At 55.0% G+C, this 13373-nt stretch carries 11 protein-coding genes; 4 read left to right on the forward strand and 7 right to left on the reverse strand.

Features of this window, described 5'->3' with window-relative positions:
- The 6 genes from VMW13_06625 to VMW13_06650 form a co-directional block, all read right to left on the reverse strand.
- A partial coding sequence (locus VMW13_06625; protein HUV44488.1) for a hypothetical protein occupies window positions 1–531 on the reverse strand: 531 nt, incomplete at its 3' end.
- Window positions 532–557: 26 nt separating this feature from the next.
- Window positions 558–1316 carry a 3-oxoacyl-ACP reductase FabG gene (fabG, locus tag VMW13_06630; GenBank protein HUV44489.1) on the reverse strand — a complete coding sequence of 253 codons (759 nt, stop codon included), beginning with the start codon at window positions 1314–1316 and terminating at the stop codon, window positions 558–560.
- 24 nt (window positions 1317–1340) lie between these two features.
- A complete protein-coding gene (locus tag VMW13_06635) occupies window positions 1341–1967 on the reverse strand; it encodes a hypothetical protein (GenBank protein ID HUV44490.1) in 627 nt (208 codons plus the stop codon).
- A gap of 9 nt (window positions 1968–1976) precedes the next feature.
- Window positions 1977–2321: a 4Fe-4S dicluster domain-containing protein gene (locus VMW13_06640; GenBank protein ID HUV44491.1), complete on the reverse strand. Its 345-nt coding sequence runs from the start codon at window positions 2319–2321 to the stop codon at window positions 1977–1979.
- The gene (locus VMW13_06645) at window positions 2318–3151 is read right to left on the reverse strand and encodes a 4Fe-4S binding protein (protein HUV44492.1); all 834 of its coding nucleotides are present in this window, start codon (window positions 3149–3151) and stop codon (window positions 2318–2320) included. Before VMW13_06645 ends, VMW13_06640 begins: the two co-directional genes overlap by 4 nt.
- Before the next feature lie 44 nt (window positions 3152–3195).
- On the reverse strand, window positions 3196–4833 hold the full coding sequence (locus VMW13_06650) for an FAD-dependent oxidoreductase (GenBank protein ID HUV44493.1): 1638 nt from the start codon (window positions 4831–4833) through the stop codon (window positions 3196–3198).
- A gap of 522 nt (window positions 4834–5355) precedes the next feature.
- On the opposite strand from VMW13_06650, the gene VMW13_06655 reads away from it, so the two are divergent.
- From VMW13_06655 to tsaD, 4 genes are all read left to right on the forward strand, one after another.
- A complete protein-coding gene (locus VMW13_06655) occupies window positions 5356–6168 on the forward strand; it encodes an electron transfer flavoprotein subunit beta/FixA family protein (protein ID HUV44494.1) in 813 nt (270 codons plus the stop codon).
- A gap of 39 nt (window positions 6169–6207) precedes the next feature.
- Window positions 6208–7224: an electron transfer flavoprotein subunit alpha/FixB family protein gene (locus VMW13_06660; protein HUV44495.1), complete on the forward strand. Its 1017-nt coding sequence runs from the start codon at window positions 6208–6210 to the stop codon at window positions 7222–7224.
- A gap of 33 nt (window positions 7225–7257) precedes the next feature.
- The gene (locus VMW13_06665) at window positions 7258–9240 is read left to right on the forward strand and encodes a (Fe-S)-binding protein (GenBank protein ID HUV44496.1); all 1983 of its coding nucleotides are present in this window, start codon (window positions 7258–7260) and stop codon (window positions 9238–9240) included.
- Between the two features lie 947 nt (window positions 9241–10187).
- Window positions 10188–11207, forward strand: coding sequence for a tRNA (adenosine(37)-N6)-threonylcarbamoyltransferase complex transferase subunit TsaD (gene tsaD, locus VMW13_06670; protein ID HUV44497.1), 1020 nt, complete (start codon window positions 10188–10190; stop codon window positions 11205–11207).
- Here the strand turns inward: tsaD and VMW13_06675 are convergent.
- Window positions 11135–12628 (reverse strand): DUF2851 family protein, encoded by a 1494-nt coding sequence (locus tag VMW13_06675; protein ID HUV44498.1) that lies wholly within the window; start codon window positions 12626–12628, stop codon window positions 11135–11137. The genes tsaD and VMW13_06675 overlap by 73 nt on opposite strands.
- Window positions 12629–13373 lie beyond the last annotated feature (745 nt).

Here is a 13373-nt window from a genome sequence, read left to right on the forward strand (position 1 = left end):
GAAAGAGCGGTATATCCTCTCCAGCGTATCGTTGGCGCCGTTCATCACCCCGGTCATCACCATCTCAGCAATATAGTCCATATATTCGCTATAGCTGCCAAAGTCGTTCTTGTAGCCCACTTTGTAGGTAAAACGGTATACCTCGTCCTCGCTATACTCATCGACAATCACCCTGCGGAGTCGCTCTCCGACCTCACGCGGCAGAGGGTCGGGCCAGAGGTAGCTGGTATAGCGGCGCATTTCCGGCAGGGCATCTTCCTCCAGAAAGGCATCGACAATTTCGTCAAAGGCGTCGTCCGCCCCGTTCTCAGCACCAATTGCGACCATGTCCGCTACGCGGTCCAGGAACTGCTCGTAACCGGTGAAGCTCTCGGTATATCCTTTCCGGTAAACGCGGCGGAATCGCTTAATGTCGTTGAGCTGTTCGGCGATAACCCTTCGGACATCTTCCCGAATTACCTGCTTGTAACCCTCCGGCCAGAAGGTCTCCGCAGCCGAATCTTCATCTTCAGTGTCAGGCATGAAATGCATTGCCGCTTTGCTCCGGTGAGACCGATTCAGGGACCGCCCCGGATATAAATCACCTGTCCGGAAACGAAACTGGACTCATCCGAGACCAGGAACTGGACCACGTTGGCGACGTCCTCTGGAGTACCCATCCGTTTCAACGGTACCCGGACGGTAGCAAACCTACGGAAATCATCCAGGTACATGCCATCTTTACGCGCCACACTCCGGGTCATCTCGGTATCTATGTACTCCGGTGCGACGCAGTTGACGTTGATTCCGTAAGGCCCCAGCTCCAGGGCGAGTGCCCTCGTGAATCCCTGAACGGCCGCACTGGCCGCCGCGTATGCAGTCTGTCCACGCTCTCCCATGCTGGCGGGGACCGGCGAGGATATGTTGACAATCTTGCCGTAGTTCTGCCGCACCATGTACTTCTGGACGGCCCGGGCACAGTTGAAGCTTCCCCTCGCTTGTGTGGCAAGCGCCGTGTCCCAGTCATCCTCGGACATCTTGTGCAGAGGGGCATCGCGCCTGATTCCGGCGCTGTTCACCAGGATATCGACGCCACCGAAGCGCTTCTCCGCTACCTTGAATACCTGGGCAACCTCGTACCCACTGGTGACGTCAGCCTTAACCGCCAGGGCCTGCCGTCCCTTCTTCTTGAGGCGGTTAGCGACATCCTCGGCATATGCAAGGTCAATATCACTGGCAACAATCCTGGCGCCTTCCTCGGCCAATCTGAAGGCAATCGCCTTCCCGATGCCGCGACCGGCGCCAGTAATAATAGCAACCCTGTTCTCCAGCTTCACCGATCTTCCTTGAAGGCCCGGAAACTAGAGCTTCTTCATCAAGAATTCGCAGAATCCGTCGGCAGCCGTATTCTTGGGCATGCTGGTGATGACTTCTATCTCCTGATGCTTGCACACCGTGTCCAGGGCCGTGAGGCAGTAATCCTTGCATGTCATCAGGTTGGCGACTTCATCCCCGCACTTCTCCTTTATCGCACCGAATAGAGCACACTGAGGTATCCGGTACTCCAGCGCCTCCGAGTTGTTCAGCGTAATCGGGACCTTGAGGAACGCCTGGGTGCCAAGGTAGGCAATCTCAATGAACCTTTGCGGGATATGAGGCCAGACCATGAACTGGCTACCCTGGCGGTCAACGGACTCCAGCACCACCTCGATAGTGCGGTCGGAATACTCCTCGCCGAGCTGAATCGTCTTCTGCATCCAGGCCCCACCAAGCTCCTTGAAGAGAGCGCTGGCCACGTCCGCGATATCAGCCTTCTTCTTGCCCTTGATGGCTTCCGCCAGCCGGGAAGATACGGCATCAGCATTGAATTCGCTGCGGATCATGTTAACCATGTCCTCGTTCAGGTCGAACGAGTACGGCCGCGGGGCCACAAACACCTCATACGGTGTCTTCTTAAGTTCTGCGAACGGGTCTTTCGTTTTCGCCATATCTCTCTCCTATTGTGATGTCCACTGCTCGCCGGAAACGTCCGGACGTAGACGCTCCATAGCAGGTATCTCTATTTTGATGGCGTCTACGGGACAGACGTCGATACACAAATTGCATCCCGTGCATTTGTCCCTGCGTGTGGCAAAAAGTACGTAGTTGCCGTCGATCCTGGGGTCCATCTCCTCCAGCCGCTTCTCCTTGGACATGACACGCGTTACATGGAAGACGCCCTCAGGGCAAATCTGCAAGCACTTCTTACACAGGAAAGGAACAGTACACTTCTCCATGTCGATTGCTATCTTGGGGTACTTCCTCCCCCAGATGAATTCTGGTATCTTCGTTGGCATCGTCATAGCCATACCTCCGCTACAGCTGGTACTGTGTCCCTTCTTACCAGACTAATTGCCTCTCTGGGACAAGCCGTGTGGCAAAGGCCGCAACCGAAGCACTTAAACTGGTCTATGTTAGCCTTTCCGGTGGTCGTCTCAAATTTGAGGGCGCCCCACTGGCACCGCTGGGCACAGATGCCACAGCCGTTGCACTGCTCATAGTCAACCTGGGCAAGATAATGGCTCTTCAGAACGCCGAGACCAAAATCGACGCCATTTCTTAAGGAACCACAATCAGGATAGTCGCACTGGCAGAAGCCGCCAATGAAGGGGGCGCCAAAGAGCATCAGGATATGTACAAATCCCCTGTCGTCCATCTCATGGTTCCATTCGATGGCTTCATCAGCGTTGACGAACTTGACACCGCCCTTGTATCTCTCCGGCCAGCGTTCCCACTTGAGCATACCGACACCCATGCCCATGCAGGTGTATTCGCGCTCGTTCCTTTCATCGATTGCCCGAATGCCCTTCCTGCATATACAGGACATCAGGGCTATGGGAGAGCACAGTTCCAGCACACGGTCAGCATCATCGCGAGGAACAACCATACTGCCCTGTCCGGTTTTCTGCAGTATCTCCCTGATCCTCTCGAACTCTGCCTTGTCATTGTTCTCTACGGCATTCATCAGGTCCTGATGACTTGGCCCGGCACGGGCACCGGTTTCCAGTCCAACCTCAGCTCCTTTAAAGCCTTCGCCAGGAGCCCGCAGCTTGTACATGTTCCTTGCATAGTTCCTGGGGTTCAGGTACCAGATTCCGTCACCGTGCTCTGGGTCCCCAAACTGTTCACACATGAAACACATCTCTTCTACCTCCTTGTCATAATTCCTTAGCGTAATTATAGTAGCAAGCGTCTGCCTGTTTCCTTACACAGGTGGCCGCGTTCGAAAATGCAATTAGCGCACATCCGGCAATTCAGGCAGCGCTTGGCTTCCTGCACTGCCTGCCAGCGGCTGTAACCCAACTCATCTCCCTCAAAAGTCCTTATTGCCTCTGCAGGGAGTAGTCTCGGCATTTCCCAACGCCCTTTGCGAGTTAAGTAGGCGGGAATCTGCTCCGGCTTGATTGTGAGTTCAATTCGAGATTCCTTCACTGGTATTACATACCGCCCGCTGAGGTATTGGTCGATAGAGGTGGCGGCTGTGCGTCCGTCAGCCATAGACTCAACTATATGGCTACCGGTACCTGATCTGTCTCCAACAGCAAAAATACCGGGAACATTTGTCTCAAAAGTGTCGTTATTAACCTGTAAACCACCTCTTTTACCTTTGCCCGATGATGCTCCAGGAACATCACCCATGTCAGGAATTCGCCTCTTAGGTAGAAATACGTTAGCCGCATCCACTACAATATCCGCATCCACAACGTAGTCGCTGTTCGGACCCTCCATTTCCACCAGGGGGAACCCCTTGAGGGTGCGGTGAACTTTACCTTTACCACCCGGGGGGAGAGGCATTAGCCGCTTGAAGTTAATCCCACTTACCTTGGAGCCATCTTCTGATGTAAACTCCTGAGGGGCCAGGGATGGCTCTATCTGTACACCTTCTCTTTCTGCAGCCTCAAGTTCCCATGCAGGGGCTGCTATGTTACCCGGCTCATTCCTGTCACCTATCGCCTCTAAACAGGCGATGTGTACCTCTTCAGCCCCGAGTCTAAGTGCAGTTCGGGCAGCAGCTATAGCTACAGAATCGCCTCCTATCACCCAGACCTTCCCCTTAAGTGCTGGTCCTTGCCCCAGTTTCGATTCCTGTAACAAGGGTAAGGCGGAGAATACTCCTGGCAAGTCGGAGCCCGGTATTCCTAGCCCGGTGCCTCTCTCGGCTCCGCAAGCAATCAATATGGCTTTGAATCCTTGTCGCCAGAGATCACTAATGCCCAGGTCCTTACCGATACAAACATTAGTGTGAATTCTAACACCCAGGGCTTTGATGTAATCGATATCAGCCTGGATAGCCTCCTGTGGCAGGATGAAATTAGGTGTCATTGTAGCTGGTATCCCACCGGGCGTGGATGAAGCTTCAAAGACTATGGCACCGTATCCCTTTTTAACCAGGTCGGAGGCTGCCGTTAACCCGGCTGGTCCCGAACCAATGATAGCTATCCTTTCCTCTCTCTTCCTCCTGACTGGTCTCGGTTTCTTGCCGTTTCCCTGCTCTGCGGCATGCCGTTCCAGCCACTGAACAGCAATCGGACTATCCAGTACATCCCTGTTGCACTCATCTTCACAAGGATGCCAGCATACGTGTCCACAAATGGATGGAAGTGGATTCTTCTCTCTGATAATGGATAACGCCTTCTTGGAGTCACCAAGAGTAATAGCCTGCGCAAAATTGGGAATATCCACGTATAACGGACAACCTGCTTCACACGGGGAAAGTTTATCTACTTTCGGCCAGCACCTCTCAAAATGAATGTAGGCCGGCGTTACCCGCCGCCGGGACAAACTGTAATAGCCCACGGATGTTGACACGACCATCTTGTACGCCTCCTCTGCGAACGAAACTATCAAGTCCGGCTATATCTCACGCTCTAACACCAACCCTGCTTCCCAATCGGAGTTTTCGTGGCAGCACAAGCCAGAACTAACTAAGTGCGATGGGGTGTTCATCACACGCCGTCACACATCATCCCAAACATATACCGTTACTGTGTGCTCTGTCAAGTCTCTCATTCCCGCATGTCCCATGTCAAACCAGGTCATGCCCGTCACCCGGCAAGGTGCAGCCGGGCAGGTACGGTCAGCCAGTTGAGAAAGATGGGGAGCTTCGCCAACGATGATGGACGGACATTCCAGAGGACGCGGTGTACGGCTCGCATGTGGAGGGGGCTATTGCAGGACCCTGTAGCCGAGATTGACAGCCAGGCGCCATAGAATATATTATCAGTAACAAGGAGCGATGAGAATTCAGAATACACCATCGTAAATTGAAATGGGTGATTCAGTTTTGTCGTATAGCCCAGGCACAATAAAGGCAGAAGAAAAAGGAGGGAGAAGGCAGTGTTAATTGTCGTCTGTATCAAGGAGGTGCCGGATGCCGCCTATATCAACATCGACCCCGCTACCGGTACTCTGATAAGAGAAGGTGTGCCTTCCATTATCAATCCATTTGACAGTCATGCTTTGGAAGAGAGCCTGAGACTCAAAGAAAAACACGGGTTTCGGGTAGCAGCAATTTCCATGGGTCCCACCAGTGCCGAGGAAACCCTGAGAAATGCCCTGGCTATGGGGGTAGACGAGGTGGTACTTCTGAGTGACCCTGTTTTTAGCGGGTCTGATACCCTGGCTACTACTAAGGTTTTGGCTGAGGCTATCAAGCGACTTGCCGAGAAGGAAGAGGTCGCCATGGTGATTTGTGGCAAGCAGACCATTGATGGAGCCACGGCTCAGGTGGGGCCTGGCATTGCCACCCGTCTGAAATACTCCCAACTTACCCTGGTTGACCAGATTCAGAATGTGGATGACCAGGCCGGGAAAGTCAGAGTTCGGCGTATGCTGGAAGGGCGATATGAGATAGTAGAGGCAACACTGCCGGCCCTGATTACAGTGGTGCCGCAGATTAACACTCCTCGAGAACCTACGGTGCGTATGCAGATGATGGCTGAGGATGCCGAGGTGACATTGTGGGACAATGAGGTGATGAAGCTATCTAAGGAAAGTATCGGCGTAAAGGGTTCTCCAACCCGGGTACGCAAAATCTTTTCGCAGATAATGCCTGAGAGTGAGATATTGGGCGATGGCATCTATGACCCTGAGGGAGCAGCCCATTTGCTGATAGATACCCTGACCGAGGAAGATATCCTCTCCCTGTAATGGGTTTGAGGCAGAGCTAGAAAAAAGGGGGAGCCGATTATGGCAGAAGAAGAGTACAAAGGCGTATGGGTATTCGTGGAACAGACCGATGGCGAACCGGCTACGGTTTCCTGGGAACTGCTCAGTGTTGGCGCTGACCTTGCCAGGAAGCTGGATGTGGAGCTGTGCACCATGGTCATTGGTGATAATGTGGAACATCTATGCCAGGAATCATTTGCCTATGGGGCTTCTAAAGCCTACCTGATAGATGCTCCGGTATTTCATAATTACCGCACCGAGCCTTATTACAAGGCTGTTTGCTACCTGATAGACAAGTACAAACCGGAAGTTGTGTTATTGGGTTCCACCAGTCTGGGAAGGGATTTGACCGGCCCTGTGGCTACAGAACTCAATACTGGTTTGACCGAGGGTTGCACCGAACTGGACATCGATGAAAACAGGCTCCTGCTCCAGACCCGTCCAGCCTACAGCGGCAACATCATGGCTACCATCGTAAACGAACGCGCCAGGCCACAGATGGCCACAGTTCGCCCGCGCGCAATGGAGGTGCCGGAGAAAGATACCGCCCGCACGGGTGAGATTGTGCGTGAGTCTATGGACATTAGCGAAGAGGATATCGGTGTCAAGGTTTTAGAAGTAATCGATAGCAGCAAAGGCGAAGCCGGAGTCGTAGACATAACCGCAGCAGACATAATTGTCTGTGCCGGACGTGGCATACAGTCCATTGAGAATTTCCAGATGATACAGGAGTTGGCTGACGAACTGGGTGGCGCGGTGGCTTGCTCGCGTGCTGCGGTAGAAGATGGTCTGACACCTGTGGAGAGCTGGGTTGGCCAGAGTGGCACGACGGTCAGACCCAGGATTTACATTGCCTGCGGTGTCAGCGGTGCTATCCAGCACACGGCGGGTATGCGGGATTCCGATGTGATTATTGCAATCAACTATGACAAGCAGGCACCAATTTTTGAAGTGGCCACTTTTGGTATTGAGGGTGATGTCCTCCAGGTAGTTCCAGCCATCACCAGGTATGTCAGAGAGTTGCGTGCCCGGAAGTAAGTCAGTAAGAGATACACAAACGGGAGGAAGATCGTGTCACCCAAGACCATGATATTTGTGGGTATCTTTGTGGTAGCCGTGGTATTTTTTGGCTGGAGTCTATTCCGGCGTTTTCGGTGGGTAACACTCGGAACTGCCGATAATCGTTTCAACAATATTGGTAAGCGTACCTGGAACATGCTGCTCTACCCTCTTGCTCAGCGATGTACAGTTGCCCGGCGCTACCTTTTTGGGCTAAACCACGCCATCTTTTTCTGGTGTTTCTTAGTCCTGGTAATCCTCAACATCGAATTCGTGCTGAATGGTCTTTCTCAAGGTTTTATTAGCTTCTCTAAACTACCTGATGGTGCCTACTATACGTTGTCATTCATTTTTGACGTGGTATGGGTTATCGTCCTGGTATGTGTCTGCGTCGCTCTCGTGCGACGGATTGCCTTCCGCCCCAAATACATAGACCCAATAAACCTTGATGCCTCTATCACCCTGAGTTTGCTTGTTCTCCTGATGATTTCTTACTTTGGCATACATTCCAGTGAGATCGCCCAGGGAACGGAAAGAGCCGCCAACTACATGCCGGTGTCAGAGTTTCTGTCTTCCGTATTCTTCTCTGGTGCTTCAGCAGCAGGCCTGGATGTCACGGCCAATGTTTTCTGGTGGATTTATGCTATCGCATTTCTCAGTTTCCTGAACTATCTGGCCCATACCAAGCACATGCATATTCTTGCCGCTATTCCCAACCTTTTTTTCAGGAGCATAGAAAGGGTTACTACTCAACCCCGGGAAGATTTCAAGAAGGACGCCGCTCTTGGCATCGGACAGGTAAATCAATTTCGCTGGAAAGACCTCTTTGATTCTTATGCCTGTACTCACTGTGGTCGCTGCCAGGACAATTGCCCGGCTGCCCTCACGGACAAACCTCTCAATCCCAAATCAGTTATTCACGATATTTACGTCAATCTACTGAAGAACGGTCCGCTGCTGGTCAAAGGCGAAGAAGCGGCGCTACCGCTGATCGGCAACGGTGATGAAGGTACTGTGTCTGAGGACTCTATCTGGGCTTGCACTACCTGTGGCGCCTGTATGGAAGTATGTCCGGTATTCATCGAGCATGTGCCCAAACTCGTGGGTATGCGACGGAACCTGGTGCAAGAGCAGTCCAAATTCCCGGAGGAATTAAACAGCCTGTTCAAGAACATGAGGCAGCGTAGCAACCCCTGGGGTATTGCTCCCACTGACCGTGCCAAATGGGCGGCAGGAATTGATGCCAAACCATTTGAGGCCGGCAAGACCGAGTACTTATTCTACGTAGGTTGTGCTGGCGCTTTTGACGCCCGCGCAAAACAGGTAACCCTGGCCATAGCCAGAATTCTGGATGCAGCCGGTATTTCCTGGGGTATCCTGGGTACAGACGAAAAATGCTGCGGTGATAGCGTGCGCCGTCTGGGTTACGAATTCGTCTACGACCGTATGGTTAAGGAGAACATCAAAATCTTCCAGGATAGGGGTGTACAAAAGATCATCACCTTGTGTCCACATTGCTTCAGTACTCTGAAAAATGACTACCGCCAGTACGGAATGGAATGGGAAGTCATCCATCATACCGAGCTAATCGACAGACTGCTCAAAGAAGGGAAGCTGGAACTGAATGGGAGCAAGGAACTGTCGAACGTGGTCTTCCATGATTCCTGCTATCTGGGACGCTATAATGGAATCTACGAAGCCCCGCGTGAAGCCCTGGCTGCGGTTAACGGTAAGGCACCGATAGAGATGGGGCGTCACCATAACATGGGTTTCTGCTGTGGTGCTGGTGGAGGGCGTATGTGGATGGAAGAGACCGTGGGCAAGCGGATCAATGTTGAGCGTGTAGGGGAAGCCTTGAAGGAGGACCCGGAGACGATTTGCGTGTGCTGTCCGTACTGTATAACCATGTTTGAGGACGGGCTTAAGGATAAAAAGGCTGATGCTGAAGTAAGAGTGCTGGACCTGGCTGAGATTGTGGCTGGGGCTTTGAAATAGAATACGTGGAGCTAAACCACAGAGCAAGCCCTTTGTCGTTGTCAGGTATACTCCAGACTAACAATATAGGCCGCCTTATTCTCCAGCTTCACCGAACTTCCTTGAAGGCCCGGAAACTAGTGTAGTGTCTCGTAAATGGCTTTACAATCCACGTTGTCATTCTGGAGGAGTCCGTCCTCTCAATAACCCGAAGGACGACGAAGAATCCGGGGTGGGGAAGGAGAACCCATTACCCACCACCCCGAGATCCATTCGCTTCGCTCAGGATGACAACTGGCGCGGCGTCTAGTGTAGTGTCTCGTATATAGCTTTACGTATGATGGATGTTGATGTCATTCCAGCGCAGGCTGGAATCCAGGGTGCAAACACGTATCCCGGATCGAGTCTAACAGGATGATGAAAAAGGGGGAGTCCAGAGGGGCTTCGCCCCTTCTTAGAAGGGTGATGAAAAAGGAGAGTCCAGAGAGGTGAAACCTCTTTAGCAGGGGGCTGGGGGTGTCCCCCAGATATAATATTTTCCCCCTTCCGCAGAAGGCTCCTTCCTGGACAGGAAGGGGGTCAGGGGGTTGGTCGAAAGGGTTTTTCAGCAACCTGTTAGGGGCGCTCCCTCTTCCGAGAGGGGCCGAAGCCCCCTTTGACGCTCCGCTTGTAGTCGCCTTCCCAGACTCTGACCAGAATAGTGCCACACTCCCTTAGGTGCGAATGAACCTTGCCGGAAATTGTCCTTCACACCGTTTTGGGGAGTCCATAGGGGTTTCGCCTCTTCTGAGAGGCGCCCCCTCTTGAGGGGGATTTCAAGGGGGTGTCCCCCTTGATTCGTCTTTCACCCAACAGAACCTTCGCACTGGTGTACGCCCTATCCCGTATGGCCCAGACGGCCCATCTGGGCCGCACGGGGGTTGGTCGAAAGGTTTTTTCATCATCCTGCTATGCTATAATCCAGAGGTATGAAAGTCCTGGGTATTGAAACCTCCTGTGACGAGACCGCCGCCGCCGTGGTCGAGGACGGCACCAGAATCCTCTCCAACCGGATTGCCTCCCAGGTGGAGATTCACGCCCGCTACGGTGGAATCGTCCCCGAGGTCGCCTCACGTCAGCATATCCTGAGTATTGTCCCCATCATCAGGCAGGCAATGGCTGAAGCGGAGGTTACCTGGGATGACATCGATGGCATCGCGGTCACCATCGGCCCGGGACTGGCCGGCTCGCTGCTTACGGGAGTCAATGCCGCCAAGGCTATCAGCCTGGCCCGTGGCCTGCCCCTGACCGGCGTCAACCATCTTGAAGGCCATATATACGCCAACTGGCTGGCGGAAGGCAGTCTCGATTTCCCCCTGGTCTGCCTCATCGTCTCCGGGGGGCATACTGACCTGGTACTGGTGCGGGGCCACCGCGACTACACCCTGCTCGGCCAGACCAGAGACGATGCCGCCGGTGAGGCCTTCGACAAGGCATCGCGTCTCCTCGGCCTCGGTTATCCCGGCGGACCGGCCATCGAGCGGGCAGCAAAGTCAGGCACTGCCACCATCTCATTACCCCGGGCCTGGCTCAAGGGAACCAATGATTTCAGCTTCAGTGGCGTCAAGACCGCCCTGCTACGCCTTGTTGAAAACGGCAGCATATCGTCTCCGGCATCAGCCACGACCAATGCCGCAGCCGTTGCCGCGGCATCAGCCGATGCCGCCGCCAGCTTCCAGGAGGCCGTGGTCGACGTCCTGGTGACGAAAACGGTGGCTGCCGCCAGAGAGCACCGCGTCAGGCAGGTCCTGCTCGCCGGTGGGGTCGCCGCCAACAAACAGCTTCGGCAGACGCTTATCGCAGCCTCGCCGCTCCCGGTCATTGTCCCCGAGCCGATACTGTGCACCGACAACGCCGCCATGATTGCGGCATGCGGCTACTTCCAGCTCCGTGCCGGCAGGACCGACGGCCTCGACCTGGATATAGTCCCCAACCTCAGACTGTCCTGAAGGGGTGCCGTCTTTTCCCCGCCGGCAGACCGGGTAACGCGCTCCAGCTCACAGTCCGGGCACCTCCCCTGGGTGCACCGGGTCTTGTAGATATGGAGCAGCCCCTGCTGCCGCCGCGCGGAATCAACCAGACCGTCCTCCACACCGAACTGGGCCTTCATGTGCCTTTCCAGTGCGTTGGCTGCCAGCCCGGGATAACGGTGATAGATGTCCAGTACCCCGGCGGCCATATCCGGCCGGCCGGTGGACCGGCCCCAGGCAAAGGAAAACGGCAGGAGCACATTGACCACGATGTCAGCCGCTCGACGCCTGCCCAGCAAGGTCGGTCCTCTGGTTCGATTACCCCGGTACCCACCGGCTCCGACCACCAACCCTTCTTCCAGACGGCGGTGCTTCCCGCCATCGAAGCACCCCTCAACCAGGCTCCCCAGCAGCCCTTCCAGCAACCCCTTTTCCCGGTAGCGGCAGACCAGGTGGCTCATCGCCATCAATCGGCGAACCGGTGAGTTATTCGGCCGCACCCGGAACAGGTGCCATGCATCGGGGGACATTACCTTTCCACTTCCGGAGGAACACCATAGCTCCTCCAGCCCGGCAACACCGGTATCCGGCCAGGCAAGGCCGGCATCATCCAGACTGTCCCTGCGCTGGTAACTCCGGTGTAGTAAGGGAAGCAGTCCCGCCATTCCCAGCAGACGTGACTGAAGCCGGGCAAGGCATTCCTCTTCCGTAGCGGTACGACGGGCTGCCGTCTCCAGCTCGTCCAGCGATACCCTTTCCGCCAGTTCGAGAAAAGGTAACGTGTTCCGCGAGTAACCCAGGGCGCCCATGACTCCCCGGTACAGGGACTGACCGGCCCCCATTTGCTCCATATCTTCATGGAATCCCCCGGCCCTGGCCAGGAAGCGCGCCTCACCGGCGATATCAAGGAAATCCCCCAGCCTGTCCTTGCTCCCCGTCCGGGCTATTCCGGAGCAGGCCATACACCCGCCGGCCGGACCAGTATCGGCCCCGGCGCACAGGTCCAGAGCTACCACCGGCACCGAACGTCCACTGCTGAGGCGGGTGACAGTCCGGCCATTATGCCGCATGACAACGTGCAGTACCACCCGGTCATAAACAGCATCCCGGTGGTGACCGTGGGCCTGCCAGTCACTGGCGTGGACGTGTATCTCAATGTCGCCCCTGAGCATCCGTCCACCGATAACGACGACCGCATCGCGGAAATCGGCCCCGTGTCCATCATTCATCCTCCCCGGATAGAGCACCTTTACCGACTCACCATGCACCGTGGCCAGCACCTCCCCGGTCTGGACCCGGCGCTGCCAGAGACAGACGACTTCGCTTTCCGGAAGGGCATTGACGGACCTCATTCCCGGAGAAATCGCCTCCGCCATCAGTACACCAGTCGCTCCACTCACAATACCGTCTCCGTTGCCCCGGTAACCTTCCGGTCTGAACCGCATCAGGGCCACAACTACTCAGTTGCAGAAATACCAGCTAGCAGGGTGCTGAAGAACCCTTTCGACTATCCCCCGTGCGGCCCATCTGGGCCGCCTTCCCCTTCCTGGCCAGGAAGAGCCTTCCTACCGAGGAAGGCAGAAAAGAATATATCTGGGGGACACCCCCAGAATCTGGTTTCGGATTCTGCCAACGTCATTCTGTAAGAATGACGCCCAGACACCCCTGCCATAAGGGGGCACCCCCTTCTGAGGGGGCCCCCTCTGGGCTCCCTCTGGGCTCCCCTTTTTTAGCAAACTGCCAGTATCTTCCGCAGGGTGAGACCCTTCGGCTTCGGCCCACTGGCATCAGTGGCGCGCCGTTGACCTGTCATTGCGAGCGAAGCGCGGCAATCCTGTCCCCCGACCAGTACTCAGTTGCAGAAACACCAGCTACTGTCCTCAGCCACACTCCTGTCTCACTTCATACTATTACACGTTATCGTGTAATCCAGGTTCAAGAAAAGGCGCGCCGTTTTCACCGGAGCGCCACCTGGTTCCTGTTATGACTGCTTTGCCTGTCCCACTTGCCGCTCCAGCTCCCGCCGGAACACAAGGTAGGCCGGCTCATCGTAGAGGACAAACACTACCCGCTCCAGTCCGCTCCCTTCGGCCAGGTGCCGTCGCACCTCCCCTATCATTATACGGGCGCACTCGCCCAGCGGAA

The organism is Dehalococcoidales bacterium, from assembly GCA_035529395.1.
GTDB lineage: Bacteria > Chloroflexota > Dehalococcoidia > Dehalococcoidales > Fen-1064 > DUES01.

What these genes read in the sequence shown, in the direction of transcription:
- VMW13_06635 (HUV44490.1), bottom strand. Translation starts at nt 1,967, where the DNA reads ATGGCGAAAACGAAAGACCCGTTCGCAGAACTTAAGAAGACACCGTAT.
- VMW13_06640 (HUV44491.1), bottom strand. Translation starts at nt 2,321, where the DNA reads ATGACGATGCCAACGAAGATACCAGAATTCATCTGGGGGAGGAAGTAC.
- VMW13_06645 (HUV44492.1), bottom strand. Translation starts at nt 3,151, where the DNA reads ATGTGTGAACAGTTTGGGGACCCAGAGCACGGTGACGGAATCTGGTAC.
- VMW13_06650 (HUV44493.1), bottom strand. Translation starts at nt 4,833, where the DNA reads ATGGTCGTGTCAACATCCGTGGGCTATTACAGTTTGTCCCGGCGGCGG.
- VMW13_06660 (HUV44495.1), top strand. Translation starts at nt 6,208, where the DNA reads ATGGCAGAAGAAGAGTACAAAGGCGTATGGGTATTCGTGGAACAGACC.
- tsaD (HUV44497.1), top strand. Translation starts at nt 10,188, where the DNA reads ATGAAAGTCCTGGGTATTGAAACCTCCTGTGACGAGACCGCCGCCGCC.